The sequence below is a fragment of the Microbacterium sp. ER1 genome, from assembly GCF_023383675.1.
In the GTDB taxonomy this organism is placed as follows: domain Bacteria; phylum Actinomycetota; class Actinomycetes; order Actinomycetales; family Microbacteriaceae; genus Microbacterium.
Genome location: NZ_QCXO01000048.1, coordinates 1 through 276 on the forward strand (window position 1 = coordinate 1; position 276 = coordinate 276).

Below are 276 nucleotides of genomic sequence, written 5' to 3' on the forward strand. Positions count from 1 at the left end.
GGTGCCGGCCGAGTCGAAGGAGGCGATCGTCGAGGAGATGGACAACGCCGGCATCGACAACGTCACCGCCGAGGTCTCCAACGACATCGCGGCCAGCATTCCCGAGATCCTCGGCCCGGGCGAGATCGGTGGCGTGATCATCGCCGCCGTCGTGCTGTTCGTCATGCTCGGCACCCTGATCGGTGCGGGTCTCCCGCTGATCAACGCGCTCATCGGCGTCGGCGTCGGTGTGCTCGCGTCGCTCGCCCTGTCCGGCTCCGTGGAGATGCTCTCGGT

The 276-nt window shown here is 67.8% G+C and carries 1 pseudogene; it reads left to right on the forward strand.

Annotated features, from left to right (window positions below):
* Positions 1 to 276 (forward strand): annotated as a pseudogene (locus BV453_RS01705) (MMPL family transporter); the annotation flags it as partial.